The organism is Halobacterium sp. KA-6 (assembly GCF_021029015.1).
Classification (GTDB): domain Archaea; phylum Halobacteriota; class Halobacteria; order Halobacteriales; family Halobacteriaceae; genus Halobacterium.
The window spans coordinates 223,016-245,536 of the sequence record NZ_JAJJZH010000003.1; the positions used below are offsets into that span (position 1 = coordinate 223,016).

Here is a 22,521-nt window from a genome sequence, read left to right on the forward strand (position 1 = left end):
CCGAGGACGAGCCACCAGCCGGGCAAAAAAGGCGCCTTTCCGCCCGTTTCTGCAGGTATCTCGGACACGTGGGAGTGGGGTCGTAACGAACAGACCTAACTCGCGTGCGGCCGACGCTCCGAGTATGAGCGACGACGACGAGCACTTCGAGACGCGAGCCATCCACGCCGGGCAGGAGCCCGACGAGGAGACGGGCGCGCTGATGACGCCGATTTACGCGAACTCCACGTACAAACAGGACGCACCCGGCGAGCACCGCGGCTACGAGTACTCCCGCACCGGCAACCCGACGCGCACCGACCTCGAAGCAAACCTCGCGAGCCTGGAGGGCGGCGACTACGGCCGCTGTTTCGCTTCGGGAATGGCCGCTATCAACACGGTTCTGAACCTCCTAGAGGCCGGCGACCACGTCGTCGCGGGCAACGACGTCTACGGCGGCACCCACCGCATCTTCACGCAGGTCTACGAAGAGTACGACCTCGAATTCGACTTCGTGGATACGACCGACCACGACGAGGTGCAGGACGCGATGCGCGAGTCCACGGAACTGCTCTGGGTGGAGACGCCGACGAACCCGCTGATGAACGTCAACGACATCGGCGCACTCGCCGACGTCGCCCACGACTACGACGCCCTGTGCGCCGTCGACAACACGTTCGCGACGCCGTACCTCCAGCGCCCCCTAGAGTTCGGCGCGGACATCGTCTGCCACAGCCTCACGAAGTACCTCGGCGGGCACTCCGACCTGGTCGCGGGCGCACTCGTCACGGACGACGAGAACCTCGACGAGCGCCTCGCGTTCTACCAGAACTCCGTGGGAGCCACACCCAGCCCGTTCGACTGCTTCCTCGTGCTGCGCGGAACGAAGAGCCTCGGCGTGCGGATGGACCGCCACTGCGAGAACGCGCAGGAACTCGCCGAGTGGCTCGACGCCCACGACCACGTCGAACACGTCTTCTACCCCGGGCTCGAGAGCCACCCGGACCACGACCTCGCTGCCGAGCAGATGGACGGCTTCGGCGGCATGCTCTCGTTCGAGTTGGACGCCAGCCTCGACGAGGCCAGCGACTTCGTCGGCGAGACCGAGGTGTTCACGCTCGCAGAGTCGCTGGGCGGCGTCGAGTCGCTCATCGAGCAGCCCGCCGCGATGACCCACGCCGCCATCCCGAAGGAGGAGCGGGAGGCCGCGGGGCTGACGGACCCGCTCATCCGCGCGAGCATCGGCATCGAGCACGTCGACGACCTGAAAGCCGACCTCCAGCAGGCGATGGACGCCGTCTTCTAGGCGCTCAAAGCGCTCTTTGACTCCAGAGAAAGCGTTTATCCGCGCCACTCGTGGCTTCGGGTATGCACCGCCGCACGTACCTCGCGACGCTGGCGACCACGGCACTCGCCGGCTGTGTCAGCGCGCCGGCCAGTGACAACCCCACTACTGGAACGACAAGCGGGTTCCCGTACACGCTCACGAACGTGCAGACGGACGACCCGCCAGTCGAGAACGTCACTATCGACGTGACAGTCACCGCTGACTTCACGACCGACCACCCCGCGCGCCTCGAGGTCGCGTTCACGAACGACGCCGACGATACTCAGACGTTCGCGTTCGGGTCGCTCGTCCCGTGGGACGCGATTCGCGGCACGCACGAGGACAACGAGGCGGCGCTGCTGCTCTCGCCGAACGCCGGCGTCACACCGGACGAGCCCAGCGACGACTGCTGGCAGGCGACCGACGGCGTCGCGCTCCCTGCCGTGATGTACGAGGAGACGCTCGACCCGGACGAGACTGTCAGCCGCGAGTTCCGCGTGCTCGCCGCGCACGACAGTCAGAACTGCCATCCGACGGGAACGTACCGCTTCGAAGACAGCAACTACCTCGGGGAAGGCTGGGGATTCAGCGTGGACGTCGTGCCGTCCGAGACAGAAAACGGGGAATAAGACGGAGCGGCACCGGATTCCGCAGCGGGTAGCCGCTAGCATTCGCGGACCGAGCGGGTCGAAGACCCCGGAAGGTCCGCGATTCACTGCGCGAGCGAACGAGGTGAGCGAACGCAGGCCGACGAACGACTAACGCGAGCGTAGCGAGCGGCAGGAGCGAGGAGTGCTTTTCCGCAAGTTTTTGCCGAGCGAGGCGCGCGTAGCGCGCCTCACGCAGCGCAAAAAGTGCGCTTTAGATACGACCGACTTCTTCGACGGCGACGCTCTCGACGTCGTCCACGTTGGAGAACGCTTCTTCGACGGCTTCCGTGCCGCCGGCGTCGTCGGGGACGATGACCGTCGTCAGGAGCGCGGTGAGGCCGAACGCGACTTCCTCGGTTTCGACGCCGTTGATTTTCGCGCCTTCGGGGAGGGATTCCGAGAGGCGGTCCTGGAGGTCGTCGAGGTCGACGTCGGGGCTCTTCGGCATGACCTTGAGGACGGCGGCGACTTTCCCCATCGTTACGGCCCCCGGAACCCGCAGTCGGGACACTCGTAGAGGTTGCTCTGCTTGCGGCACTTTGCGCAGCGGTAAATCTGCTGGCCGCAGTCCGGGCATTTGAACGCGGCGGCGGTGGTGCCGGAGATGTTGATGCCACAGGAGACGCATTTGCGCGCCCGTTTGGCTTCGGTTTCGCTCATAAGTTGTTTTGCGCCCGGACGCGTTTTAACCGTTGTCTTTCGGCATCGCCGGCCGGAACAGCTAGCTCCCGGGGAGGATGTCGCCGAGCGCAGCGCCGATAGCCATCGGGAGGAGGGCGACGACGACGGTTGATGCGGCGAGCGTCGGGTCCGTCCACGAGATGCGGCCCCACGCGGTCAACAGCAGTATCGCGGTGGCGGTGGACGCGCCGAGCACGCCGACGAGGCGGCGCGGAATCACGCCGAGAATCGGGTCCGCGACGCGGACGTCTTGGAACTGCGCGACGTACAGCAGGCCGTAGACGATGACGACGGTGGCTGCGGCGCTACCGACGAGCAGCGGGAGGTGACTGGCGAGGAATTCGCCGGCCTCGTTGGTCCCGCCTTCGACGGCCATCGGGATGCCGAACAGGAGGCTTCCCAAAGTGGCCTCCGCGAGGTCGTTGGCGTCGAAGCCGTAGATGACGCGGCCGAACGTGCCCTCGGGCTGCATGTCGGTCGCGAGTTCTTTCACCTCCCGGAGCTGTGCGCGGGCTTCGTCGTCCTCGACGTGTTCGTCTAAGTCTTCGAGTTCGTCGAAGAGGTCCGAGAAGTCCCGCTGGCTCTCGGGTGGTCTCGGTGGCGCGCTCATGGACAGGGTGAGAGCCGCCCGCCACTTAAAATGGCCAGCAGTATCTTGGGGGGCGAGCGTGAGAACCCGTGTATGTCCGAACGGGAACCACCCGAGTACCCGCACCCGAACGAACTCAAGAAGGGACTGCACGTTGTCATCGATCAGGGGCACGACAAGGAGCCAATCGAGGGCGAAATCGGTGTGGTGCTCGGCGAAGCCGACCCCGAGGGTGCCCGCGTGAAACTGAAATCCGGTGCCGAGGGCGTGGTCCGCCGCATCAAGCCCGGCGAGGGCGGCGGTCCGCAGCCGACGTGAGCAGGCAACCGCGATTCCGAGCCACACGAGTGGGTTTAACCCCGCGCGGCCGGTACGCCTGCACATGACTGAACAGGGGTGGTTCGTCGGCGTCGAGTCCGGCGACGCCGCCGCGATGGGCGATGCCGTCCGCGAGGGCGAAGCCGACGCGCCCGCGGACTGGCCCGAGCAGGCCGTCGACGCGGGATTCGCCGACGATACCGACGAGTACTACGAGTTGCTGCACGACGCGACGCTGGCAGGGACACGAGCCGCCGTCCGCGAGCGCGAAGCCGCCGACGACCAGCAACTGATTCACGCGGTGCGTGCGGCCGCGGACCTCGCGGACGCTGCGAACGAGCTCGCCGAGCGCGGCACGGAGTGGGCGGGCAGCGTCTTCGAGGACGTTGACAGCGGCATTCACGGAGCACGCGACGTGGCCGAACGCGACCCCGAGAACGCCACCGAAGAGCGCGCAGTCGCGCTCTGCGAGCGTGTCGCTGACCTCGCTGACGAGCGCGACGACGTCCGCGAGTACGTTGAGCGGCAGGCACCGACGGTCGCGCCGAACCTCTCGAACCTCGCAGGACCGATGCTCGCCGCGCGACTCGTCGCGCTGGCGGGCGGGCTCGACGATCTCGCGAAACAACCCAGCGGTACCGTGCAAGTGCTGGGCGCGGAGGACGCGCTGTTCGCACACCTCCGTGGGCACGCGCCGTCGCCGAAGCACGGCGCAATCTACACGCACGACTACGTGCGCAACACCCATCCCGAGAACCGGGGGTCGGCAGCGCGCGCGCTCGCCGGGAAACTCTCCATCGCTGCACGCATCGACCACTACTCGGGGGACTTGCGACCCGAGTTGCGGGAGGAACTAGACGAACGCATCGAGCGCATCCGCGCTCGTGATACGGAATGAGTCTCCCCGACGGTGTCCAGCGTCGCACGTTTGACAGTGAGGACGTGCTCGCGACGCAGGGTGAACCAGTGTACGGCGAACCAGTCGTCGAGGGCTGGCGGCGCTGGGACGCGTACCGCTCGAAACTCGGCGCGACGTTCGAACACGGTCTCGATACGGGCCTATCTGGCGGCGACAGCGTGCTCTACCTGGGCGCGGCGAACGGCACGACGGTCAGCCACGTCGCGGACTTCGCGGGGCCGACGTACGCCGTCGAGTTCGCACCCCGCCCCGTCCGCGACCTGCTCGACGTTGCCGAGGACCGCGGAAATCTCTTCCCGCTGCTGAAGGACGCGCGCAAACCCGAGACGTACGCCCACGTCGTCGAAGCGGGGTTGGACGCCATCGTCCAGGACGTAGCGACGCGCGGGCAGGCAGACGTCGCGCTGTCGAACCGACAGTTCCTCGCCGAGGACGGCCGGTTCGTCGGTGCCATCAAGGCGCGCAGCGAGGACGTCACGCGCGAGCCCGAGGACGTGTTCGAGGACGTGCTCGACCGGCTGCGAGACGGCTACGAGGTGCTGGAGACCGAACGACTGGAGCCACACCACGACGACCACCTCGCAGTCGTCGCGACCCCGAAATAGCCACAATAGGCTCGATAGGCTCCCGTTGGTGCTCCGAGCCACCCGGTAACTCCGCCGACTTCCAGAACTATTTACGGCCGCCGCGGGAAACTCCCGGCAGCATGGACGTGGGTTCGCCGGAGGCGTTCGCGGAACTGGGGACGCTCGGCGTCGAGGAGGAGTTCTTCGTCGTCGGCGAGGACGGCGTCCCGACAGCCGGGACCGACCAGTTAGTCTACGAGGCCGAGCCGCCGGAGTTGCTGGAGGGACGGCTCGACCACGAGCTGTTCAAATTCGTCGTGGAGACGCAGACGCCGAAACTCGACGGACCAGCCAACGCCGCTGAGGCGGTCCGTGACGTGCGGGCGGCGCTGGTCGCGCACGCTGAGGCGAACGGCTACCGCATCGCAGCTGCTGGTCTCCATCCGGGGGCACGCTGGCGCGAACACGAGCACGCCGAGAAGCCGCGCTATCGCTCCCAACTCGAACGCATCCAGTATCCACAGCACCGGAACACGACCGCCGGCCTGCACGTCCACGTCGGCGTGGACGACGCGGACAAAGCAGTCTGGGTGGCGAATCAGTTGCGCTGGCACGTCCCCGTAATGTTGGCGCTGTCGGCGAACTCGCCGTTCTGGAACGGCTTCGACACGGGACTGGCGTCGGCGCGCGCGAAAATCTTCGAGGCGCTACCGAACACCGGCATTCCCACCGAGTTCGACTCCTACGCAGACTTCGACCGCTTCGAGCGCCTGATGGTCGAGAATGGCGCTATCGAGGACCGCGGCGAACTCTGGTACGACGTGCGTCCGCACTCCGGTCACGGCACCGTCGAGGTGCGAGCGCCGGACGGGCAGGCCGACCCGGAGAAGGTGCAGGCGTTCGTGGAGTACACGCACGCGCTGGTCGTGGACTACGCGAAGCGCTACGAGGACGCCGCCGACCCTGCGGTCACGGACGTCTTCGGTGACGGCGATACGAGCGGCGCGCTCCGTCGTGAAGTCTTGGACGAGAACAAGTGGCGGGCGACCCGACACGGCCACGACGCGTCGTTCGTCCGACGGGACGCCAGCGGCGAGGTGTCGCTGGGCGAGGTCGTCGACCGCGAGTGTGAGCGGCTCGGTGTGTCCGGCATCCGGGACGTCTACGACGCCGAATCGGGTGCGAGCGCGCAGCGCCGGTTGCTCGACGAAGCGGGCGAAGCGGCGCTGTACGAGTCGCTGGTCCTGTAGCCGAGTACCGGGTCAGACCGCGGGGGGCGAAGAGTTTTTCACCCACACGTCGCTTTTGACCTGAACGAGACGACGCATGTCTGAGGACACTACCGACGAGACAGCGGGGGAGGACCAGTCGCCGCGGGACCGACTCGGGGAGGAGAAAGAGCGCGCCGTCGCAGGCTTCGACCAGGGGGTCGTCGACATTCTGTCGTGGGTGCTCGACACGGAAACGCGCGCGCGAATCTTCGTCTATCTCCGCCAGCATCCGTGGAGCACCAGCGAAGAAGTCGCCGACGGCACCGGTCTGTATCCGTCGACGGTCCGCGAAGCGCTCGCGGAACTCGCCGAAGAAGACGTCGTCGAGCGCCGCAAGCGCCAGAGCGACGGTGCGGGTAACAACCCCTACGAGTACACCGCCATCGCGCCGAGCGACCTGGTCGGCGGCGTCGTCGGTCGCGTCCAGAACGAACTCAACACCGTGTTCAACCTCGATGCGCACCTCGGCAACGAGGACGCCGAGACCACCGACGAGCCGGTCCGAATCGAAGTCGAGGCAGCCGACGACACCGACGAAGACGAGCAGCGCTCCTGAACCCAAACTGGTAAACGCTGCGCGTGCCTCCGGCGGCGTATGAACGTCGCCCTCGGTGGGACGTTCGACCCGATTCACGACGGCCACCGCAAGCTCTTCGAGCGCGCATTCGAGCTCGGGGACGTCACTGTCGGGTTGACCAGCGACGAACTCGCCGAACAGACGCGTAGCGTCGACCGCGAGGTCCGACCGTTCGAGGAGCGCAAGCGCGACCTCGAAGCCGAACTCGACGCCATCGCCGACGACTACGACAGCGAGTTCGAGATCCGGAAACTCGAAGAACCGACCGGTATCGCCACCGAACCCACCTTCGACGTGCTCGTGGTCTCCCCAGAGACAAAGGCCACGGGCGAGCGCATCAACGACATCCGCGCGGAGCGCGGGCTAGACCCGCTCGACATCGAGGTCGTCGACCACGTCCGCGCCGAGGACGGCGACATCATCTCTTCGACGCGCATCGTACAGGGAGAAATCGACGAACACGGCAACCTTACGCCCGAACGCGACGGCCGCTAGTTTCCTACCAGGACGGCGCGTCGAAGCCGGCTTCCTCCAAGAGTTCCTTCCAGCGCTGCTGAATGACGAGCCGGGAGACGTCTGCGGCGTCCGCGACCGCAGTCTGTGAGCGCTGGTCGCCAGCGATGAGTGAACCCGCGTAAACACTGGCCGCGACGACCGCGGGCTTCGACCGTTCTTCCCCCGGCACCGCCGAGAGGAAGATGTCCTTCGCGGTCGTTTTCGCTTCCGCATCCAACTGTAGCTCGCCAGCGACGCTCTCGAGGTCGTCGAGCCACTGTTGTTGGTCGAACTCGTCGCCCGCACGGTACATACTCGTAGGTTCGGCGCGCTACACGTAAATCTTCGCCGGCGAATTCGGGACAAATCGAGTGAATCCGGGGCGAGGGTGTCGACAGTTGAAGGGCTGGAGGGACGTCGTGGCGACTACAGATGACGACACCACTCGCGTTCGCAGTCGCGTTCGTGGAACTGTTCGCCGGGTTGGCGACGCCCGCGCAGGCTGGCGGCCCAATCGACGACTCCGTGGTCGTGTTCGCGGGGAGCCTGCTCGTCGGCGGCGTCGCTATCCACGTCGCCGCGAGTTACGTCGCCGGTGCGGGCGAGTACGGCGACGCAGTCCTCACCGCGCTCTTTGGCGCCATCGTGTGGGCGCTCCTCGACGGCGTGCCACTGGTCGGCGGTCTGCTCGCGCTGGTCGCGTGGGTCGGCGTCATCAAGTGGCGCTACCCCGTCGGCTGGACGCGCGCCGGCATCATCGGCGTCGCCGCGTGGGCCGTTGCAACCGTCGTCCTCGCCGCGCTCACGCTCGTCGGTATCGGGTCGCTCGACGCGCTCGGCGTGCCCGGGACGTAACGCAATTCTCATTTGCCTGCCTCGGATACGTCGAAGTGCGCGCGGGTAGCCAAGCCAGGAAAAGGCGTAGCGCTTAGGACGCTATCCCGTAGGGGTCCGCCGGTTCAAATCCGGTCCCGCGCACGTACCTTTTTGCGCCTCGGGTGTCGTCGCTCACTCCGTTCGCTGTGGGCACCACTCTGCACAAAATCTACGCTAAAAGGCTGAACGCTCGGCTTTGCCTCGCGTTCAATGAATCGCGCTCACTTCGTTCGCGCGAATGCCGACCACTAACTCTCCCTTCTGAAGTGAGCGAACGTTTCTTCCTTCGGTCCGATTCCGGTCCCGCGCCCTTGGAGTTAAAACGAGGGATACCGCCGCACTCCACTTTCACTACGGTTGGGTCGCCTTTTTGCGATGCCGCGTTCTGTATTCCGATGGAGCCTGAATCCATGTCCACGGAATCTCAGTCCCTCGGTGTGTGCCCGGAGTGTGGTGCGGCCATTCCGTCGGGTACGGTACTCGTTGAGTACGAGCGGAACGGCCACCGAGTGGTGTACGCGGAGTGCCCGGACTGTGTGGAGCCGGTCCACCCGAGTTAGTGGTTTTCACGCGCGGATGGCGGCACACGACTTCTCCCTTCCGAACGTTTTTGACTGAATAGTCAGTAAGGATTGGCAACACCAGTATGGCGGCGCAACCGACCGACGAGATTCTGGACGCGACGTATCGCGCGCTCTGCGAGCACGGGTTCGCCGACCTCACCGTGCAGGACATCGCAGACAACTCCGAGAAGAGCAAGGCGACGATTCACTACCACTACGACAGCAAACAAGACCTCTTCGAGGCGTTCCTCGAGTACCTCTACGACGACTACACCGACCACGTCGACGACGTATCCGGGGAAACCTACCGCGAGCACCTGCTCGCCCTCGTGGAGTTCTCGCTGGCGGAAGGCGGCGACGTCCCCGGAATCGACTTCCGGACGGCAATGCTCGAAATTAAGGCGCAAGCGCCCTACGACGAGGGGTTCCGGAAGCGCCTCACCGACTTCGATCAATACCTCACCGACCGCATCGAGGCGGTCGTCGCGGACGGCGTCGAAGCCGGCGAATTCCACGCCGACGTCGACCCCGAGACAACCGCGGAGTTCCTCGTGACAACCATCAAGGGCGCACACACGCGCCGCGTCTCCGTGAACCACCCGCTCGACCGAATCCGGGAGACGCTCGCCGAGTACGTCGAGACCCACCTCGTCGCCGACGGGGCGGAGGTGAGCGCCTGATGGGGCTCCGAAGCCGGCTCGACTCCATCTTCAAGGGCCAGGAGGAGTTCGACCTGACCTCCGGGGACGTCGGGAAGCCGCTGTTCTTCCTCGCACTCCCCATCGTCGTGACGAACCTCTTCCAGACGGCGTACAACCTCGCGGACACGTTCTGGCTGGGCCAATACAGCACCGATGCACTCGCCGCCATCAGCTTCGGGTTCCCGATGGTGTTCCTGCTCATCTCGCTGGGCATGGGGCTCTCCGTCGCAGGCAGCGTACTGGTCGCCCAGCACACCGGTGCCGGCGAGCAACGCGAAGCCGAGTATGCGGCCGGACAGACGGTGACGTTCGCGGCTATCGCGTCCGCTCTACTCGGCGGTATCGGCTACTTCTTCGTCGAGGACTTCCTCCGGCTGCTCGGCGCGTCCCAGGACGTCCTCCCGCTGGCGACTAGTTACATGGAGGTCATCGCGCTCGGGCTGGCGTTCATGTTCGGCTTCTTCGTGTTCATCGCACTGATGCGCGGGTACGGCGACACGATTACGCCGATGCTCGTGATGTTCGGGTCGGTCGTGCTCAACATCGTCATCGACCCGTTCCTCATTTTCGGCTGGTGGGTGTTCCCCGAGATGGGCATCCAGGGTGCCGCCATCGCGACGGTGTTCTCGCGCGCGCTGGCGATGGTCGTCGGCCTCGCCATTATGTTCGAGGGGTCCCGCGGCATCGAAATCCACCTCCGTGACATGGCACCGGACTTCGGCTACCTTCGCCGCCTGCTCCGCATCGGGCTGCCCGCCACTATCGAGGGGACGGGACGCGCGCTCTCGATGAACCTGCTGTTGGTGGTCGTCGCGCTGTTCTCCGACACGGTCGTCGCGGCGTACGGCATCGGGACGCGCGTGTTCTCGGTCATCTTCCTGCCCGCCATCGCGGTCGCACGCGGCGTCGAGACGATGACCGGACAGAACATCGGTGCGGGCAAACCCGACCGCGCAGAGGCCGCCGCCGGCATCGCCGCGAAAGTCCTGTTCGGCGTGCTCACCGCAGCCGGCATCGTCACGTGGTTCACCGCGTCCGCCATCGCGGACGTGTTCACCACCGACCCGGCGGTCGTCTCGGTCACCACCGAGTTCCTCCGGTACGTCGCGCTGACGTTCGGGTTCATCGGCATCATGCGGGCGTACACCGGCAGCTTCCGCGGGGCCGGCAAGACGCTCACCGCCGCCGCCATCTCCGTGCTGATGCTCGGCGTCATCCGGCTGCCGGTGGCGTGGTTCTCCGCCCAGTCCATCGGCGAAACCGGCATCTGGCTGGCGTTCGCCGTCTCGAACGTCATCGGCGCCACCATCGCCTACCTGTGGTATCGGCGCGGCACGTGGCGCGACGCCGACCTCACGGAGTCCGAGGCGGCGAGCCCGGACGCTGCTGCGACCGACGACTGAGGACCTGCACTTCTTTTGCGCCGCGCGACGAACCCGCGACCGAGATGCCCACTTGGTCCCGACGGCGTGCCCTCCAGGCACTCGGTACGGCAGCAGCGGCAACGCTCGCAGGATGTAGCGGCGAGGAGAGCAGCGGATTCGAAGAGCCGGCGACGAGACGACGTGGTGAACCGGTTACCGACTACAGTCTCCATACTGTGCGGCAGTCGAGTGTCGAGCCGTTGTTCTGGCGAGGCGAGCGCTCGACCAGAACGGAGCGACGCCCGGGCGGCCACATCTACGTCAGCGACGAGGACGACCTCGACGACGTATCGTTCGCCGACAGCGACACCGCCGCGGAACTGAGGGCATTCGTCCAAGAGACGGACTACGACTCCGAGTCGGTGCTCGTCCAGTCGCGGGCCATCCAACAGTGCTACGACCTCCGTCTCCGCGGCGTCTGGCGCGAGGACGACGGCCTCCAGACGTCGTTCTGTTCGAGCCTCCGTCCCGCGGACGCGGCGTGCAGCCGGGATGCCGAGGAGACGGTCGGCGTGGGTATCCGGCTGCCGTTCAGCGGCGAGGACTTCTCCTCGTTCGGGTCACGGTGGAGCAAGAGCTGCGACGAGCGGCCAGCCCCCGTCACCGCCGACGACAGTAGGGGTGGTGGGGTGTGACCGAACGGAGCCGTCGGGCGTTCCTCGCGGCCGGTGCGAGCGCGCTCGCGGTGACTGCTGGCTGTTCGCGGCTCCCGGTCGTCGGGGACGACGACTCGAGCGTCTCCTACGACTCCGAACGCCTCCGCGACGTTCCGGATTTGGACGCCGTGACGATTCCGGCGACCCATCCCGGACCGGTACCGAACGCGCTCGCCGAAACCCACGCCAATCGGGCAGCGGCGCTACTGGCGGAGGTTCCCGAGGACCCTGCGATTCCGAACGGAGTCGTCGCAGCCCGGATAGCCGACGACCGCGAGCACGCGGCCGAGAGCATCGCGGACCGGTCGACGGACGTCTCGACGCTCGAAGCGGTCGGTGGCTGGCGCTACGACCGCACTGACGCCGCTGAGGTCCGCGGTGCGTACGAGGCCGCGACCGGTGACGCAGACCCCGAAGGCTTGCGCGAACGCCAGGAGGTGATACGTGGGGACCTCCGCGCGTTCCGAGAGAACTGGGCGTACCGGGGCCGAAACGTCGTCGAAGCGGCCGCCGTCCATCGTAACGTCGAGAGCCTCGCGACGGACGCGGGGGACGCGCTCATACCCGACCAGCCGTTCCCGGCGAACCCGAAGGACGCGGTTTTCGAGGTCGGGTCGCTGGTCAGTGAAGTAGAGGATGCCCGAGCATCCGTCGACGACGCCGCGGCGCTCCGCGACGCTTACACCGACGACGAGATGGCGGGCTACCGGGACGCCATCGCGACTGCAGCAGTCCGACTGGAACGCGTGACTGACGCGACGCGACACCGCGTAGACCCGTACGTGAGCGCGGAATCCGGCGTCTCCAACTTCCAACGTGACCTCGACGACAAGCCCGCTGAGTGGCTGTTCTGGCGGACGAAGTCCACCGCACGAACTTCCATCGAGTCGATGGAGTCGGCCATCGAGCGCGACGACTACGCGACCGCCGTCGCGGAGAGCGGTCGCGCGCTCGTCGGGCTGCTGGCGCTCGAAGCCGTCGTCGAAGCCATCCAGAACGGCGAGTATGGCATGCCACAGTCAACGGACGCGGTCGTCGACGCATGGGAGCGAGCCGTGGACGCAGTAGCGGAGACCGAGACGATGGAGCCCCATTCGCTCACGGACGTGCTCGCGGTGCGGGCGCGGTCGGCGCTGCGGGACGGGGAACGCGAACTCGCGGGCAACCCCGACTACGAGTCGCACGAAGACGTTCCCGACCAGCGGGACGTCCGAAACGCCGTTGCGATGTACGCGCTCGCAGTCCACGCCGCGGACGCGGTTCCGCCGGTCGCCGAACGAGTGACCGCGGTGCTCCGGGACGCGGTTCGCGGTGGGTCCGCGACGGACGGATAATCGCCCGCGAACGTTACGTCTCGACGAGCAGCCGGTCGTACTCCGGCGGGAACTGGGAGGTAATACCGCGGAACTCCGCCTCAGGGAGGACGTCGCTGAGACCACCGAGGACGGCTTCCACGTAGTCCCAGGCGTCGTCCTCGTCGGCGTCTGCTTCCTCGGCGACGAACGCGACGAACTCGTCGACCGACAGCGACGTCGGGCCATCAGACTCGGTGGGGAGTATCCAGTCCGCGGGGTCGCCGGCGAGGTGCTCGGCGATGTCTTCGGCTTCGCCGCGGGCGATGCGTCTCCCGAGCGCGGCAAGCACGGCTCGCGTTGCGGTGCGTGCCTCCGCCTCGGAGTCGAAATCGGCGTGCCGTCGTACTGCTTCGATAAGTTCGGTCATAGTGCAACGAGCGGGAGCCGCTCGTGGGGAGCGTCGAAGCGAGCCGGAAAGAGTCTGGGGGCCACAGACACGGCAGCCAACTGTCAGACAGGCAGACGACGGGCGCTAACCTTTTTGCGCGTGGGGCGGCTTCCTCCAGTAAATGGCTAGGCCACCGGAACTCCTCGAGGACGTGCTCGACGGCATCGACACGTTGCTCGTGTTCTCGCCGAGCGGGGCGTACTACGACCGCGTGAAAGACGTCGAGGGAGCGGACGTGGTGGTCGTCGCCACGGAGAACTCCGTCGGCGCGGAGACGTTCGTGGAGTTGCCGCTGGCGTTCGATGACGTCAAAGAGCGCATCCAATTCGGCGTCGAAGGCGCGCTCACGGAGGGGGCCATCGAGGATGGCGACGAACTCGGCTGTGCAGCGCCGCTGTTCGGCGACGACATCGACATGGTCGCGCGTACGAAAGTCGACGAGTCCCGTCACTCCGGCATCTACGACCTGTTCGCGAACTCGCGGGCGGAACCCGGCGTCATCCGGGACGTCTTCGAGGTCGCCATCGAACTCGGGCAGAAGGGCCAGAAGGGCAAGCCCGTGGGCGCGCTGTTCGTTGTTGGGGACGCCGGGAAGGTGATGAACAAGTCCCGCCCGCTCTCTTACAACCCCTTCGAGAAGAGCCACGTCCACGTCGGCGACCCCATCGTGAACGTGATGCTCAAGGAGTTCTCGCGGCTGGACGGCGCGTTCGTCATCAGCGACTCCGGGAAGATCGTCTCCGCGTACCGCTACCTCGAGCCCAGCGCCGAGGGTACCGACATTCCGAAGGGGCTGGGTGCGCGCCACATGGCCGCGGGCGCCATCACGCGGGATACGACCGCTGTCGCCATCGTGCTCTCTGAATCCGACGGTCTCGTGCGGGCGTTCAAGGGCGGCGAACTCGTGCTCGAACTCGACCCCGAGGAGTACTGACATGCAAGTCGATTTCAGTCCGGTACTAGACCCCGACTTCCGGTACGTGCTCGCCGTCGCGGTGCTGTTCGCAGGGCTCGCGCTCGGCTACCTGATTGGCCGTGTGAACGAGCGCCTACTGTTGGCGCTGGACGTCGACGAGGCTGTCGAGGGGACGAGCATCGAGCGCATGGCCCACGATATCGGAGCGTCCACGGTGTCGCTGGTCGCGCGGCTGACGTCGTGGATAATCTACGCGTTCGCGGTGCTGGTCGCGCTCGAAGTTGCTCGGCTCACCGTCCAGGACGCGGTCTGGTACCCAATTGTCGGCTTCCTCCCGTCGGTCGTGATTGCGGTCGCGGTGCTGTTCTTCGGCGTACTCGCGGGAGACAAGGCGGAGCTGTTCGTCAGCGAGCGACTGCGGAGCGTGAAGGTGCCGGAGATGTCGGTCCTCCCGAAGGCCGTGAAGTACAGCGTCCTGTTCGTCGCGGCGCTGGTCGCCCTCTCACAGGTCGGGGTCGCAATCGACGCGCTGCTCGTGTTGCTGGCAGCGTACGTCGGGGCGCTCATCCTGTTCACGGCGGTCGCCACGCACCAGCTGTTGACGTCCGCAGCGTCCGGTGCCTATCTCCTGTTACGGCAGCCGTACGGCATCGGCGACCGCGTCGCTATCGGCGAGCACGAGGGCATCGTCCAGGAGGTGAACGTGTTCGTGACGCGCGTCGAGGACGACGGCCGGGAGTACGTGCTTCCGAACCACCTCGTGTTCAAGCGCGGCGTCGTCGTGGTGCGCGAATGAGTCCGGTCGCCTCCGTATTGGCGGTCGTGGGCTGGGCGGTGCTCACTGTCGGTGGCTACGCGATGATTGCCAGCGGCGACCGACGAGCGTGGGCGCGCGAGCACGGGTCGCGGTGGACGCTGTGGCTCGGCGCGCTCACCGGCGTGCTGATAGCCGTCGCAGCGGGGTCGTTCTCCGTGTGGGAACAAGCGGGCGTCTATCTGCTCGCAGTCGCCGGCGTACTCGGGTACACAGCAGGTGCCACCGCGGCAGCAGGCGCAGCGGGGCTCGCAGATGCGGCGACCAGCGACGGCGCACCGTTTGCACGCCGCGTGCGAGCGTTCTGGTACGCGTCGGCGGTTTACTTCCGGGGGACGCGAGCGGCGTTCGCCCTGGCCTTCCTGGCGTTCGCGCTGGCCGCTATCGTCGCGGGCGTCTCCGTCGACCCCGTCCTACGCACAATCGGCTCGTTCTCGGTCGGCGGCGCGTTCGCGTGTCTCACTGCGCTCGCTGCCACTGGCGTGTTCGTTCCGGGAAGTTACGACGAGGGCGCGGCGGAGCGCGTTCGCGCGACGCACTAGCGCTCGTCGTAGTCGAGCGGTTCGGCAGGGACGCCAGCGACTGTCTCGCCGGGTGGCACGTCGTCGGTGACCAGCGAGTTCGCGGCGACCTGCGCGTCCTCGCCGATGCGGACCCCGGGGAGGACGATTGCGCCCGCGCCGACCATCGCGCGGTCGCCGACGACGACCTCGCCGGTTCGGTACTCGTCTTGGAGGAACTCGTGGCAGAGCAGCGTGGCATCGTAACCGACGACGGCGTTCTCGCCGACAGTGACGAGTTCCGGCCAGAAGACGTCGGGCGTGGATTCCAGTCCCCACGACGCGCCCGTGCCGACCGTAACGCCGAGCCGGCGCAGTAGCCAGTTCTTCGCGCGGAGGCTCGGGCAGATGCGCGCGAGTACGACGACGACGTAGTTGAGCGCGACCCGTAACGGGTGTTTGGCGTCCGGCCAGTGCCACAGGGAGTTGCGGCGGCCGGGAGTCGGATTCCGGTCGAGGCGGTCGTGGCGCGACACGCTCGCGGGTTCGTGGGCGGCCGCCATGAACCTACGTGTTCCCCGCTGACTCCGAATGTACGACTACTGTCGAAGGTAGGATTTATTATCGTCGAACTATAGTCGGCAAACGACGAATGTCTACTCGACAGCTGCCGACTGGGGTGGAGTCGCCGCGCGGGAAGCTGGTCTACCTCTACCTCTCAACGAACGAGAGCGCGACGCTGGACGAACTCCACGGCGAACTCGACGTCCCACGCATCACGCTGTACAGCGTGCTGAAGACGCTGCGCAACCGCGGGATCGTCGAGCAGGACGGCGACAGCTACGTCGCTGCGCGCCCGCTCTAGGACTCCTCCACGGGAGTGAACGACCCCGTGACGTCCCAGGAGTGGACGCAGTAGACGTCACCGACCTCGTCGTCGACTCGCCAGTTCCCCGTCTCGTCGTCCCAGCGTTCCGAGCGCCCACACTGCGTGCACGTGCGCTCTTTCGGGGCTCGAATTTCGGCCATCACGCGTACGCAGTCGGCCCGCCGGCTTGAGTGTTCTGTCCACGACACCGCGAGTTCGACAGCCGTCGGTCCAAACAGTTACGGCGTCGGCGCGTCCGGGTTCGGGCATGCAGTTCGGAATTCTCTCCACGGCGAACATCGGCGACGAGTCAGTCGTCCCCGCGATTCGGTCGACTGACCACGAGGTCCGCGCGATTGCCTCGCGAAGTGCGGACGCCGCAGCCGCGTACGCCGACCGCCACGACATCCCCGAGACGTACGACTCCTACGACGACCTGCTGGACGCGGACATCGACGCCGTCTACGTTCCGCTCCCGAACGGCCTCCACGCCGAGTGGACGAAGCGGGCCGCCGACGCCGGCCTCCACGTGCTCTGCGAGAAACCACTCGCCGCGGACGCCGACGAAGCCGTCGACGTCGTCGAACACTGCGCGGACGCCGGCGTCACGCTCATGGAAGCGTTCATGTACCGCTACCACCCCCGGACGGTTCGCGCCGTCGACGTCGCGCGCGCCGAACTCGGCGACCTCCGCCACGTTCACGCGGAGTTCAGCTTCCAGCTCGAAGACGGCCCGGACGTCCGCCTCGACCCCGACCTCGCCGGCGGCGCACTCATGGACGTCGGCTGCTACCCCGTCAATGCCGCCCGCACGTTCCTCGGCGAACCCGCGCTCGTCTCCGGCCACACGCACGACCGCCGCGACGCAGGCGTCGACACAGAAGTCGCGGCTACGTTCGAATTCGACGACGGCGCGACCGCCACCATCGAAGCGAGCTTCGAAACGCCGATCCACCAGACGTACCGCGTCGAGGGGACCGACGGCTGGCTGGAAGCCGATGCCGCGTTCAATCCCGGTGGCTCGGAGACGACGCTCCGCTGGGGAACCGACGAGAAAACCGTCGAAGAGACGTTCGACCCAGTGGACTCCTACCGCCTCGAAATCGAGCACTTCGCAGCCAGCATCGAGGCCGGCCGCGACCCTCTGACGGACGGCGAGGAAGCCGTCGCGAACATGCGCGCCATCGACGCCATCTACGAATCGTCGGCGACCGGCGACACGATTCCGCTCTAGGCGTGCTCGCTCCAGAACAGGTCTAACTGGTCGCCGAGGAACTCCGGCGTCATCCGCGTGAACTCCTCGCGCTCGCCGGGGCCGAGGTACTCGAAGACGGAGTGGCGGGCGCCCTCGACGTAGCGCTGGCCGACGAACGCCCGCACGCCGACCTCTTCTGGGCCGCGAATCACGCGCCCGATAGCCTGTCGCGCGCGCCGCACCGCCGGCACCGTCAGCGCGTACTCGAAGGCGTGGTCCTCGCCGAACGCGTCAGCGTACGCCCGCCGGACGGCGCGCACGCGCGGCGACCCGACGTTCACGAGCGGTACACCCACGACGGCGCACGCCGCGAGTTTGTCGCCGTCGTAGTCGACGCCCTCCGTGAGCGTGCCGCGGGTGCTCGTCACCATGACTTTGCCGTCGCCGCGGAAGAACTGGCGCTTGAGCGCGTCCGTGTCCTCGTTCGAGGAGGACTCGTCGACGAGCACGGGCTTCTCGACGGCTCCCTCGAGGTAGTCACCCGCCCACGCCGCCTCGCGGTAGTTCGGCATGCAGACGAGGACGTTCCCCGGCGTGCGCGCGATGGTGCGGAGGACGTAGCGGTACTGCTCCCGGGTTTGGTTGGCGTTCTCGCTGGTCGGGTCGCCGCGATTGCGCGCGGTGAACGGCGTCGCGTCCACGATGAAGCTCGCGCGGTTCTCCTCGGGGAATCGCAGGTCGTAGCGGCGTTCGACGACCGGCCGGGCTTCCGCGTCACCGGCACCCGCTTCGAGCCGGTCCAGTCCCGTCACCTCGCGGAAGACGTCCAGTGGTTCCAGCGTCGCGCTCATCAGCACGCCGCCGCCCAGTCCCGCGAACGTTTCGCGGAGTGCGCGCGCCGGCATGCAGTTGTACGTCACGAGCGCGGGCGTGTACGTCTCTGCCCACGCCGCGCCGGCACGCCCGGACTCTTTGGGCGCGTGCTCGAGCTCGATTTCCCGGAAGTACGTCGCGTGGTCGCGCTCCCACCACCGCTGGAGGGTGATTCCGACTGCGCCACAGACCGCCGAGCGGTCGCCGTCGTCCTCCAGGATCGCCGCGACCGCGGTGCCGATATCCGCCAGCGACCGCCACAGCCCACCCGTGTACCCCTCCTGTTCGGCCCATCGCGTGAGGTCGTCGGGTTCGTCGGTTTCGGGGTCCCGGAGCGGAATTTCGTGGTCGTACTCCGGGAGGTCGCGGGGTCGGTTCGGGTCGTGGCCCTCGTTCGCGAGATACTCGGCGACGCGGTCGTCGAGCCACTCCGAGACGTCGCCGAGGAACTCCACGGCCTCCTCGACGGCGTCCAGGGTGACCTCGTAGCTCTTCAGTTCGTCCCGAACCTGCTGGCGGTTCGACTCGCTCTGCTTGGCCGTCGTAAGCAACTGCCGGAGGTCGTTTCGCGCGCGAGCTAGCGTGTGTCGGCCTACGCGGTCCGAGAGGAGGTCACGAACGCGCTCCTCCAGGCGGTGGGCTTCGTCCACCACGACGAAGGTCTGCTCGTCGAGTAGGTGTTCGGTGAGGCCGCGGGTCTGCGGGTCGAAGAGGTGGTTGTAGTTCCCGATGACGACGTCCGTGTGGTCGAGCATGACCTGCTGGACGCGGTGCGGGCAGGTGCCGTACTCTACGGCTGCAGGGAGGAAGTCCTCGCTCGTGACGACGTTGTAGTCGCCGACGTCGAAGCCGACGGGCGAACCCTTGTTCCGTCCGTACCAGTCGGCCTCGAACGGGCAGAACAGCGGCGGGTCGCCGTCGGCGAACTCCTCGGGTGCGCTCGGCTGCACGGGCACGTACGGGGAGTCTGCGCCGTCGGTCCGCAGCGGATTCTCTGAGAGATTGTGGTTGGCGTCCGCGCGCGCCGACCGTGCGAGGTCCCGAGCCTTCGCGGGGTCCCACCAGGGGTCGTCGAGCGCGTCCGTGGCGCGCAGTTCCGTCAACTCCCGGGCGTCCTGTCCGTCGAAACTCCCACCCTCGCCGTCGGCCTCCACGAGGCCTGCGGTGGACTCGCGGAGGTCCTCGCAGCGGTCGTGGACGCTGGCGTCCCGCGGGAACACGTCCTCGCGGCCGTACGGACAGAGGTCGCGCTTCCCGACGAGTGCGACGCCGTTCAGCGGCTCGTCGAGTCCCGAATTCATCTGTCGGAGGTCCGCGACGAACTGCTGGAGCTGCTGTTTCACGGGGGTGACGACGAACACGCGCTCGTAGTCGTCGGTACGGCGCACGAGCTGGGCGGCAGCGGTCAGCGCCGCCATCGTCTTGCCGGTGCCGCAGGGCCCCTCCATCGCGAGGTAGCCGCCGCGCTCGCCGGCGTCGATTGCCGCGTCGATGGCGTCGGCCTGCTGGTCGTAGGGTCGGTCGAACCCGAAGAAGTCGCGCCAGTCGTCGTCGCCCATTCGGTACAGGGTGGGGCGCCACGAGGTATGAACGTACGGATTGCCGAACGCGACGGCCGGAGGATTCTTCCGTGGAAGTACGCATCGGATTGGTATGGAACAGGGGGAGGCGTCGCCGGGCGCGAGCGCGCCACAGCGACAGTACGAGGCGCTAGCGGCCGTCGTCGACGGCGGCGTCTTCGAACTCGACGCAGACCGACAATTCGCCGGCGTCAGCGAGGAGTTCGTCGAGCAGACGGGGTATACGAACGGCGAGGCCGTCGGTGAACCGCTTGCGGCGCTGTTCGGCGACGACGCCGGTCGTATCGACCACACGCTCGACAGTCTCGACGCCAGTGCGGACGCGACGCTGACGGTTACTGTCGAATTGGCCACTGGCGAGTCGGCCCCCTTCGAACTACGGCTCCGAGGAATCGGTGCGGACGGCGAAGGCGGCACAGTCGGCGTGCTCTCACCGGCCGCTGACGGGAATGACGAGCACACACACGACCCCGAAGAGCGCCAGCGTGTTCTCCGGGACGTCTACGACGTGACGACAGACGCCAGCCGGTCGTTCGAGGAGCGAACCGAGGCGCTGCTGGCGCTCGTTCGGGAGACCATCGGCACCGAGTACGCGTCGCTGTCGACAATCGACGGTGACGACTACACGTTCGAACTGGTAGACGCGCCAGCGGACGCTCCGCTCGACGCGGGCGACACGTACCACCTCGACGAGACGAACTGCGAGCGCATCGTGGAGACCGAGTCGTCCGTCGTCTTCGGGGACATCGAGGCGGACGCATCCGGGTTCGAGGACCGCGCCACGAACGCCGAACTCGGGCTCTCGTGCTTCCTCGGCGCGCCCGTCGTCGTCGACGGCGACGTCGAGGCGACGTTCTGTTTCTTCGGAGCCGAGCCCCGAACCCGAGGGTTCACGGAGTGGGAGGTCACGCTCGTGGACATCGCTGCGGAGTGGGTCGGCTACGAACTCGCCCAGCAGCGCACCCGCGAGCGGCTCCAACGCCGGAACGACGCGGTCGAAGCATCGCGGCGCCGCTACGAGACGCTCGTCGAGAACGTGCCCAACGGCGCGGTTGCACTCGTGGACGACGACCTCCGGTACGTGACTGTCGGCGGGTCGCCGGCCGACACCGGCGACAGCACGGCCGCCGACCTCGAAGGCCGGTGTGTCGAGGAGGTGCTGTCAGCGGACCTCGCGGACGTCGTCGTCCCGCGGTATCGGGCCGCGCTGGACGGCGAGTCGAGTACGTTCGAGCGCGAAATCGGCGGCCGCGTCAATCAGTTTCACATCTTCCCGGTGTACGACGACGGCGAGGTCACGGCCGCGATGGGGATGTCTCAGGACGTCACCGAGCGCGCGGAGCGCGAACAGCAGCTCGCCCGCTACGAGACCATCTTCGAGACGCTCAACGACGGCATCTACGTCACCGACGAGGACGGTTACTACGAAGCAGTCAACGACCGGTTCGCCGACATCACGGGGTACAGCCGCGCGGAGTTACGCGGCGAGCACGCGTCACAGTTCGTCGACGAGTCGACGCTGGAACGCGCCGCCGAGATTCGGGCGGCCGCGGACGACGACGAGACGCCGACGCTGGAGACGACCATCGAGACGAAACACGGCGACGAACTCCCCGTTGAGGTGACGTTCTCCTCGCTGGAGACGCGGGACGGGGAACGCCAGCGCGTCGGCGCCGTCCGAGACATCACGGAGCGACGCGAGCGTCGCCGCCGCATCGAGGAAAGCGAACAGCGCTATCGCACGCTCGTGGAGAACTTCCCGAACGGCGCGGTCGGCCTCTTCGACGACGACCTCCGATACACCGCGGTCGGCGGCGAACTCGTCGACGAGGGCGACGTCTCGCCGGCCGACCGCGTCGGGCGCCGCGTTCACGACATCTACCCCGACCACCTCGTCGAGGAAATCGAGCCGCACTTCGAAGCGGCGCTCGACGGTGAATCGCGGGTCTTCGAGACGTCGTTCCGCGGAAGGCACGTGTCCGCGCGCGTGCTCCCGGTTCACGGGCCCGACGGCGACGTCGACGGCGGGATGCTCGTCGTACAGGATGTCACCGAGCGCACGGAGAACCGGCGGAAGCTCGAAGCGAGCGAGCGACGCTACCGCACGCTCGCGGAGAACTTCCCGAACGGCGGCGTCGGCGTCTTCGACGAGGACCTCCGGTACACGCTCGTGGACGGGACGATGTGGGAGGACATCCCGCTGGACGCCGCCGACGTCGAGGGGAAAACCATCTGGGAGGCGCTTCCCGAAGACACCGCGGACGACCTCGAACCGGTGTTCCACGAGGCGTTGAACGGTGAGACGGGCAGCGTGGTGTCGACGCTTGCAGGACGAACGTACCGAGTGTGGGCGACTCCGCTTCGGGACGCCTACGGCGACATCACGGCGGGACAGAGCTTCGCGGTCGACATCACCGAGCAGAAGAAACGCGAGCAGGCG

At 67.1% G+C, this 22,521-nt stretch carries 27 protein-coding genes, 1 tRNA gene and 1 pseudogene; 21 read left to right on the forward strand and 8 right to left on the reverse strand.

Annotation, left to right across the window (positions count from 1 at the left end):
* The first annotated feature begins 124 nt into the window (after positions 1 to 124).
* Both LPA46_RS09010 and LPA46_RS09015 read left to right on the forward strand, forming a co-directional pair.
* Complete coding sequence (locus LPA46_RS09010; RefSeq protein ID WP_230892240.1) at positions 125 to 1,285, forward strand: cystathionine gamma-synthase; 1,161 nt, start codon at positions 125 to 127, stop codon at positions 1,283 to 1,285.
* A 62-nt stretch (positions 1,286 to 1,347) separates the two neighbouring features.
* Positions 1,348 to 1,935, forward strand: a complete 588-nt coding sequence (locus LPA46_RS09015) for a hypothetical protein (protein WP_230892241.1) — start codon at positions 1,348 to 1,350, stop codon at positions 1,933 to 1,935.
* 232 nt (positions 1,936 to 2,167) lie between these two features.
* Here LPA46_RS09015 and LPA46_RS09020 read toward each other — a convergent pair whose 3' ends face one another.
* The 3 genes from LPA46_RS09020 to LPA46_RS09030 all read right to left on the reverse strand — a co-directional run bounded on the left by LPA46_RS09020 (position 2,168) and on the right by LPA46_RS09030 (position 3,247).
* Positions 2,168 to 2,434: an elongation factor 1-beta gene (locus LPA46_RS09020; RefSeq protein ID WP_230888790.1), complete on the reverse strand. Its 267-nt coding sequence runs from the start codon at positions 2,432 to 2,434 to the stop codon at positions 2,168 to 2,170.
* A gap of 2 nt (positions 2,435 to 2,436) precedes the next feature.
* Positions 2,437 to 2,616: an HVO_2753 family zinc finger protein gene (locus LPA46_RS09025; RefSeq protein WP_230888791.1), complete on the reverse strand. Its 180-nt coding sequence runs from the start codon at positions 2,614 to 2,616 to the stop codon at positions 2,437 to 2,439.
* A 61-nt stretch (positions 2,617 to 2,677) separates the two neighbouring features.
* The gene (locus tag LPA46_RS09030) at positions 2,678 to 3,247 is read right to left on the reverse strand and encodes a DUF2391 family protein (protein WP_230892242.1); all 570 of its coding nucleotides are present in this window, start codon (positions 3,245 to 3,247) and stop codon (positions 2,678 to 2,680) included.
* Between the two features lie 72 nt (positions 3,248 to 3,319).
* Between LPA46_RS09030 and LPA46_RS09035 the strand changes: the two genes are divergently transcribed.
* From LPA46_RS09035 to LPA46_RS09060, 6 genes are all read left to right on the forward strand, one after another.
* The gene (locus LPA46_RS09035) at positions 3,320 to 3,544 is read left to right on the forward strand and encodes a hypothetical protein (protein ID WP_230892243.1); all 225 of its coding nucleotides are present in this window, start codon (positions 3,320 to 3,322) and stop codon (positions 3,542 to 3,544) included.
* Between the two features lie 64 nt (positions 3,545 to 3,608).
* On the forward strand, positions 3,609 to 4,442 hold the full coding sequence (locus LPA46_RS09040; RefSeq protein WP_230892244.1) for an NOP5/NOP56 family protein: 834 nt from the start codon (positions 3,609 to 3,611) through the stop codon (positions 4,440 to 4,442).
* Positions 4,439 to 5,068 carry a fibrillarin-like rRNA/tRNA 2'-O-methyltransferase gene (locus tag LPA46_RS09045; RefSeq protein WP_230892245.1) on the forward strand — a complete coding sequence of 210 codons (630 nt, stop codon included), beginning with the start codon at positions 4,439 to 4,441 and terminating at the stop codon, positions 5,066 to 5,068. The genes LPA46_RS09040 and LPA46_RS09045 overlap by 4 nt, the downstream gene beginning before the upstream one ends.
* A 101-nt stretch (positions 5,069 to 5,169) precedes the next feature.
* A complete protein-coding gene (locus LPA46_RS09050; protein ID WP_230892246.1) occupies positions 5,170 to 6,279 on the forward strand; it encodes a glutamate--cysteine ligase in 1,110 nt (369 codons plus the stop codon).
* Between the two features lie 76 nt (positions 6,280 to 6,355).
* The gene (locus LPA46_RS09055; RefSeq protein ID WP_230892247.1) at positions 6,356 to 6,856 is read left to right on the forward strand and encodes a winged helix-turn-helix domain-containing protein; all 501 of its coding nucleotides are present in this window, start codon (positions 6,356 to 6,358) and stop codon (positions 6,854 to 6,856) included.
* 39 nt (positions 6,857 to 6,895) lie between these two features.
* Positions 6,896 to 7,372, forward strand: a complete 477-nt coding sequence (locus LPA46_RS09060; protein ID WP_230892248.1) for a phosphopantetheine adenylyltransferase — start codon at positions 6,896 to 6,898, stop codon at positions 7,370 to 7,372.
* A gap of 4 nt (positions 7,373 to 7,376) precedes the next feature.
* Here the strand turns inward: LPA46_RS09060 and LPA46_RS09065 are convergent, their stop codons facing one another.
* Positions 7,377 to 7,685, reverse strand: a complete 309-nt coding sequence (locus LPA46_RS09065) for a transcription initiation factor IIB family protein (RefSeq protein WP_230892249.1) — start codon at positions 7,683 to 7,685, stop codon at positions 7,377 to 7,379.
* A 119-nt stretch (positions 7,686 to 7,804) separates the two neighbouring features.
* Here LPA46_RS09065 and LPA46_RS09070 point away from each other — a divergent pair, with 119 nt between their 5' ends.
* The 7 genes from LPA46_RS09070 to LPA46_RS09095 all read left to right on the forward strand — a co-directional run bounded on the left by LPA46_RS09070 (position 7,805) and on the right by LPA46_RS09095 (position 12,926).
* On the forward strand, positions 7,805 to 8,227 hold the full coding sequence (locus LPA46_RS09070; RefSeq protein WP_230892250.1) for a hypothetical protein: 423 nt from the start codon (positions 7,805 to 7,807) through the stop codon (positions 8,225 to 8,227).
* 39 nt (positions 8,228 to 8,266) lie between these two features.
* Positions 8,267 to 8,350: transfer RNA gene (locus tag LPA46_RS09075), tRNA-Leu, on the forward strand.
* A gap of 308 nt (positions 8,351 to 8,658) precedes the next feature.
* Positions 8,659 to 8,808: a DUF7837 family putative zinc-binding protein gene (locus LPA46_RS19100; RefSeq protein WP_442908225.1), complete on the forward strand. Its 150-nt coding sequence runs from the start codon at positions 8,659 to 8,661 to the stop codon at positions 8,806 to 8,808.
* A gap of 86 nt (positions 8,809 to 8,894) precedes the next feature.
* Complete coding sequence (locus LPA46_RS09080) at positions 8,895 to 9,491, forward strand: TetR/AcrR family transcriptional regulator (protein ID WP_230892251.1); 597 nt, start codon at positions 8,895 to 8,897, stop codon at positions 9,489 to 9,491.
* Positions 9,491 to 10,915: an MATE family efflux transporter gene (locus LPA46_RS09085; RefSeq protein WP_230892252.1), complete on the forward strand. Its 1,425-nt coding sequence runs from the start codon at positions 9,491 to 9,493 to the stop codon at positions 10,913 to 10,915. The genes LPA46_RS09080 and LPA46_RS09085 overlap by 1 nt, the downstream gene beginning before the upstream one ends.
* 44 nt (positions 10,916 to 10,959) lie before the next feature.
* Positions 10,960 to 11,571, forward strand: coding sequence for a hypothetical protein (locus tag LPA46_RS09090; protein ID WP_230892253.1), 612 nt, complete (start codon positions 10,960 to 10,962; stop codon positions 11,569 to 11,571).
* On the forward strand, positions 11,568 to 12,926 hold the full coding sequence (locus LPA46_RS09095) for a hypothetical protein (protein WP_230892254.1): 1,359 nt from the start codon (positions 11,568 to 11,570) through the stop codon (positions 12,924 to 12,926). Before LPA46_RS09090 ends, LPA46_RS09095 begins: the two co-directional genes overlap by 4 nt.
* Positions 12,927 to 12,939: 13 nt before the next feature.
* On the opposite strand, the gene LPA46_RS09100 is transcribed toward LPA46_RS09095, so the two are convergent.
* Positions 12,940 to 13,314, reverse strand: coding sequence for a DUF2267 domain-containing protein (locus LPA46_RS09100; RefSeq protein WP_230888806.1), 375 nt, complete (start codon positions 13,312 to 13,314; stop codon positions 12,940 to 12,942).
* Between the two features lie 142 nt (positions 13,315 to 13,456).
* Here LPA46_RS09100 and dacZ point away from each other — a divergent pair, with 142 nt between their 5' ends.
* The 3 genes from dacZ to LPA46_RS09115 are packed head-to-tail and all read left to right on the forward strand — an operon-like array spanning position 13,457 to position 15,607.
* The gene (gene dacZ, locus LPA46_RS09105; RefSeq protein WP_230892255.1) at positions 13,457 to 14,269 is read left to right on the forward strand and encodes a diadenylate cyclase DacZ; all 813 of its coding nucleotides are present in this window, start codon (positions 13,457 to 13,459) and stop codon (positions 14,267 to 14,269) included.
* A 1-nt stretch (position 14,270) separates the two neighbouring features.
* Positions 14,271 to 15,047: a mechanosensitive ion channel domain-containing protein gene (locus LPA46_RS09110; RefSeq protein WP_230892256.1), complete on the forward strand. Its 777-nt coding sequence runs from the start codon at positions 14,271 to 14,273 to the stop codon at positions 15,045 to 15,047.
* Positions 15,044 to 15,607, forward strand: a complete 564-nt coding sequence (locus LPA46_RS09115; RefSeq protein WP_230892257.1) for a hypothetical protein — start codon at positions 15,044 to 15,046, stop codon at positions 15,605 to 15,607. The genes LPA46_RS09110 and LPA46_RS09115 overlap by 4 nt, the downstream gene beginning before the upstream one ends.
* Here the strand turns inward: LPA46_RS09115 and LPA46_RS09120 are convergent.
* Entirely contained in the window at positions 15,604 to 16,128 is a 525-nt protein-coding gene (locus tag LPA46_RS09120) for an acyltransferase (RefSeq protein ID WP_230892258.1), read from the reverse strand. The two genes, LPA46_RS09115 and LPA46_RS09120, sit on opposite strands and share 4 nt — an antisense overlap.
* 89 nt (positions 16,129 to 16,217) lie before the next feature.
* Between LPA46_RS09120 and LPA46_RS09125 the strand changes: the two genes are divergently transcribed.
* Positions 16,218 to 16,430, forward strand: a complete 213-nt coding sequence (locus LPA46_RS09125; protein ID WP_230892259.1) for a helix-turn-helix domain-containing protein — start codon at positions 16,218 to 16,220, stop codon at positions 16,428 to 16,430.
* On the opposite strand, the gene LPA46_RS09130 is transcribed toward LPA46_RS09125, so the two are convergent.
* Complete coding sequence (locus LPA46_RS09130) at positions 16,427 to 16,594, reverse strand: HEWD family protein (protein WP_230888812.1); 168 nt, start codon at positions 16,592 to 16,594, stop codon at positions 16,427 to 16,429. The two genes, LPA46_RS09125 and LPA46_RS09130, sit on opposite strands and share 4 nt — an antisense overlap.
* Before the next feature lie 107 nt (positions 16,595 to 16,701).
* Here LPA46_RS09130 and LPA46_RS09135 point away from each other — a divergent pair, with 107 nt between their 5' ends.
* Positions 16,702 to 17,667, forward strand: a complete 966-nt coding sequence (locus tag LPA46_RS09135) for a Gfo/Idh/MocA family protein (RefSeq protein WP_230892260.1) — start codon at positions 16,702 to 16,704, stop codon at positions 17,665 to 17,667.
* Here LPA46_RS09135 and LPA46_RS09140 read toward each other — a convergent pair.
* Complete coding sequence (locus LPA46_RS09140; protein WP_230892261.1) at positions 17,664 to 20,060, reverse strand: ATP-dependent DNA helicase; 2,397 nt, start codon at positions 20,058 to 20,060, stop codon at positions 17,664 to 17,666. The genes LPA46_RS09135 and LPA46_RS09140 overlap by 4 nt on opposite strands.
* A 94-nt stretch (positions 20,061 to 20,154) precedes the next feature.
* Between LPA46_RS09140 and LPA46_RS19105 the strand changes: the two are divergent.
* Positions 20,155 to 22,512 (forward strand): annotated as a pseudogene (locus tag LPA46_RS19105) (PAS domain S-box protein); the annotation flags it as partial.
* Positions 22,513 to 22,521 lie beyond the last annotated feature (9 nt).

Coding starts and splice junctions, on each gene's coding strand:
- LPA46_RS09010 (WP_230892240.1), top strand. CDS start 125: ATGAGCGACGACGACGAGCACTTCGAGACGCGAGCCATCCACGCCGGG.
- LPA46_RS09015 (WP_230892241.1), top strand. CDS start 1,348: ATGCACCGCCGCACGTACCTCGCGACGCTGGCGACCACGGCACTCGCC.
- LPA46_RS09020 (WP_230888790.1), bottom strand. CDS start 2,434: ATGGGGAAAGTCGCCGCCGTCCTCAAGGTCATGCCGAAGAGCCCCGAC.
- LPA46_RS09025 (WP_230888791.1), bottom strand. CDS start 2,616: ATGAGCGAAACCGAAGCCAAACGGGCGCGCAAATGCGTCTCCTGTGGC.
- LPA46_RS09030 (WP_230892242.1), bottom strand. CDS start 3,247: ATGAGCGCGCCACCGAGACCACCCGAGAGCCAGCGGGACTTCTCGGAC.
- LPA46_RS09035 (WP_230892243.1), top strand. CDS start 3,320: ATGTCCGAACGGGAACCACCCGAGTACCCGCACCCGAACGAACTCAAG.
- LPA46_RS09040 (WP_230892244.1), top strand. CDS start 3,609: ATGACTGAACAGGGGTGGTTCGTCGGCGTCGAGTCCGGCGACGCCGCC.
- LPA46_RS09045 (WP_230892245.1), top strand. CDS start 4,439: ATGAGTCTCCCCGACGGTGTCCAGCGTCGCACGTTTGACAGTGAGGAC.
- LPA46_RS09050 (WP_230892246.1), top strand. CDS start 5,170: ATGGACGTGGGTTCGCCGGAGGCGTTCGCGGAACTGGGGACGCTCGGC.
- LPA46_RS09055 (WP_230892247.1), top strand. CDS start 6,356: ATGTCTGAGGACACTACCGACGAGACAGCGGGGGAGGACCAGTCGCCG.
- LPA46_RS09060 (WP_230892248.1), top strand. CDS start 6,896: ATGAACGTCGCCCTCGGTGGGACGTTCGACCCGATTCACGACGGCCAC.
- LPA46_RS09065 (WP_230892249.1), bottom strand. CDS start 7,685: ATGTACCGTGCGGGCGACGAGTTCGACCAACAACAGTGGCTCGACGAC.
- LPA46_RS09070 (WP_230892250.1), top strand. CDS start 7,805: ATGACGACACCACTCGCGTTCGCAGTCGCGTTCGTGGAACTGTTCGCC.
- LPA46_RS19100 (WP_442908225.1), top strand. CDS start 8,659: ATGTCCACGGAATCTCAGTCCCTCGGTGTGTGCCCGGAGTGTGGTGCG.
- LPA46_RS09080 (WP_230892251.1), top strand. CDS start 8,895: ATGGCGGCGCAACCGACCGACGAGATTCTGGACGCGACGTATCGCGCG.
- LPA46_RS09085 (WP_230892252.1), top strand. CDS start 9,491: ATGGGGCTCCGAAGCCGGCTCGACTCCATCTTCAAGGGCCAGGAGGAG.
- LPA46_RS09090 (WP_230892253.1), top strand. CDS start 10,960: ATGCCCACTTGGTCCCGACGGCGTGCCCTCCAGGCACTCGGTACGGCA.
- LPA46_RS09100 (WP_230888806.1), bottom strand. CDS start 13,314: ATGACCGAACTTATCGAAGCAGTACGACGGCACGCCGATTTCGACTCC.
- dacZ (WP_230892255.1), top strand. CDS start 13,457: ATGGCTAGGCCACCGGAACTCCTCGAGGACGTGCTCGACGGCATCGAC.
- LPA46_RS09110 (WP_230892256.1), top strand. CDS start 14,271: ATGCAAGTCGATTTCAGTCCGGTACTAGACCCCGACTTCCGGTACGTG.
- LPA46_RS09115 (WP_230892257.1), top strand. CDS start 15,044: ATGAGTCCGGTCGCCTCCGTATTGGCGGTCGTGGGCTGGGCGGTGCTC.
- LPA46_RS09120 (WP_230892258.1), bottom strand. CDS start 16,128: ATGGCGGCCGCCCACGAACCCGCGAGCGTGTCGCGCCACGACCGCCTC.
- LPA46_RS09125 (WP_230892259.1), top strand. CDS start 16,218: ATGTCTACTCGACAGCTGCCGACTGGGGTGGAGTCGCCGCGCGGGAAG.
- LPA46_RS09130 (WP_230888812.1), bottom strand. CDS start 16,594: ATGGCCGAAATTCGAGCCCCGAAAGAGCGCACGTGCACGCAGTGTGGG.
- LPA46_RS09135 (WP_230892260.1), top strand. CDS start 16,702: ATGCAGTTCGGAATTCTCTCCACGGCGAACATCGGCGACGAGTCAGTC.
- LPA46_RS09140 (WP_230892261.1), bottom strand. CDS start 20,060: ATGGGCGACGACGACTGGCGCGACTTCTTCGGGTTCGACCGACCCTAC.